This window comes from Streptomyces sp. SM1 (genome assembly GCF_002910825.1).
Taxonomy (GTDB): Bacteria; Actinomycetota; Actinomycetes; order Streptomycetales; family Streptomycetaceae; genus Streptomyces; species Streptomyces okerensis.
In genome coordinates, this window is record NZ_NEUB01000377.1 from 1 (window position 1) to 2,041 (window position 2,041).

Consider the following 2,041-nt stretch of genomic DNA (forward strand, 5'->3'; position numbering starts at 1 on the left):
GACGACGACATCGCCAACAAGATCACCGCACAGCTGCTGCTCCTTGCCGCGGACGGTCCTCGACATCGGCTGCGGCGACGGCACCGCGGCCGCCACCGCCGCCCCCTGTCTGCGCGGCCACCGGCTGGTCGGCGTGGACTGGTCCCAGGACGCCCTGACCCGCGCCCGTACCCGGCTGCCGTACGCGGTGCGCGGCGAACTCGGGGGCAGCGGGCTGCCGTTCGCCTCCGGATCGGCGGACGCGGTCCTCTTCAGCGAGGTGATCGAGCATCTCGTCGCCCCGGACGCGGCGCTCGACGAGCTCCGCCGGGTGCTCCGTCCCGGGGGCCATCTGATGCTGTCCACGCCGAATCTCGCCGCCTGGTACAACCGGGTGCTGCTGCTCGCCGGGGTGCAGCCGGTGTTCTCCGAGGTCAGCATGCGCGGTATCCACGGGCGGCCGGGGTCGGAGGTCGTGGGGCACCTGCGGCTCTACACGGCCCGTGCGCTGCGGGAGTTCGTCGCCGCGTCGGGTTTCACCGTCGTACGTCTCGAAGGGGCCCCCTTCCACGGCGTACCGCGTCCGCCGCGTCCGCTGGACCGGCTGGCCTGCGCCAGGGCGCCGCTCGCGTCGATCCTGCTGCTGCACGCGCGGCGGACGTAAAGGGGGCGGGGCGACCATGTGGTGGGGTGTGGCCGCGGCCCTGTTGGCGAACGTCCTGTACAGCGGCGGCTTCGTCCTGGAGAAGCGGGCCCTCGCGAGCCTTCCCGAGGTGTCGATCCGCCGGCCGGCGCGTCTGCTGCGGCTGGTGGTGGGCAGCCCGCTGTGGATCGGCGGCTCGCTGGCGCTCGCGGCGGGGTTCGCCGCCCAGCTCGCGGTGTACCGCACGCTGCCGATCGCCGCCGCCCAGGGCATCTTCGTCTCCGGTCTGGTGCTGCTCGTGCTGCTGTCCGCCCGGCTGCTGGGCGAGGAGACCAGCGGCCGCGAACGGTACGCGCTCGGCGCCATCCTCCTCGCCCTGCTGATGGTGGTGCTGTCGCTGAAGGAGGGCGGCACCGGCGGCGACACCGTGGGGCAGCACGCGCCGTCCTCGCTGATCCTGCTGGTGTGCGTGCCGGCGCTGGCCGCCGGGGTGTGGCTCTACAGCTCCGCCGAGCGCAACGCCCGCCGCCGGCACCGGCGGCCCACGACGGGCGTCGAGTACGGCGTGGCCGTCGGTCTGCTCTACGGGGTCAGCTCGCTCGCCGTCAAGGGCGTGTCGAGCCATCTGACGGCCGACGGTCTCGGCGGCGCCGTCGTCGGCCTGCTGCGCTCCCCGTACCCGTATCTGCTGCTGTTCACCGGGGTGTTCGGGCTGGTGATGTCGCAGGCGGCGCTCCAGCGCTGCCGTGCCTCGCTGATCGTGCCCGTCTGTACGACCGTGACCTGTCTGTTCACGGCGGTGCTCGGCACGCTCTCGTTCGGTGAGCAACTGCCGGACGAACCGCTTCGGCTGGCCCTGCGCGTCCTGGGCACGGTGCTGGCCGTCGGCGTCCTGCTGGCCATGCCCAAGCATGACACCGCACCACAAGAGCCTTTTCAGGCGAAGGAGTTGACGCGACCGTGAAAGCCGACGACCCGCTGCTGAGGATTCTGGCCTGCCCGCTCGACAAGGGGCCGCTGCGGCTGCTCGCGCCGGACGGCGCGGGGGACGGGACGCTGTACAACCCGCGTCTGCGGCGCCGCTACCCGATCGTCGACGGCGTCCCGCAGCTGCTGCCGTCGTCCGGGGAGCAGGTGTCGGAGGAGGAGCACGAGGAGTTGCTGACGAGAGCGGCCGAGGACCCGTCCGGCGCCGGGAACGGTGACGGCACCGGCACCGGCGGCCCGGGGGCGGCGACGCCATGACGACACACCGCACGCTCGCGGCCCGGGTCGCGGGAGTCCTGCCCACCCGCCTGGTGGCCGCGACGGCCAGAGCCGTCTACCCGCGCTACGAGCCCGAGCTGGCCCGCCTCGGCGACCTGTGCCCGCCGGACTGCGACACGGCCGTGGACATCGGCGGCTGGTACGGCCCGTGGA

Annotated in this window: 3 protein-coding genes and 1 pseudogene; all 4 read left to right on the plus strand. The window is 73.4% G+C overall.

All coding sequences use genetic code 11. The features are described from left to right. A partial coding sequence (locus tag B9S61_RS09625; RefSeq protein ID WP_103541893.1) for a bifunctional 2-polyprenyl-6-hydroxyphenol methylase/3-demethylubiquinol 3-O-methyltransferase UbiG occupies positions 1–643 on the plus strand: 643 nt, incomplete at its 5' end. Positions 644–671: 28 nt separating this feature from the next. Beyond that, positions 672–1,586: a hypothetical protein gene (locus tag B9S61_RS09630; protein WP_103541891.1), complete on the plus strand. Its 915-nt coding sequence runs from the start codon at positions 672–674 to the stop codon at positions 1,584–1,586. Continuing rightward, a complete protein-coding gene (locus tag B9S61_RS09635; RefSeq protein WP_103541892.1) occupies positions 1,583–1,867 on the plus strand; it encodes a Trm112 family protein in 285 nt (94 codons plus the stop codon). The genes B9S61_RS09630 and B9S61_RS09635 overlap by 4 nt, the downstream gene beginning before the upstream one ends. After that, a pseudogene (locus tag B9S61_RS42205) lies at positions 1,864–2,041 on the plus strand (FkbM family methyltransferase); the annotation flags it as partial. The gene B9S61_RS09635 and the pseudogene B9S61_RS42205, both read left to right, overlap by 4 nt.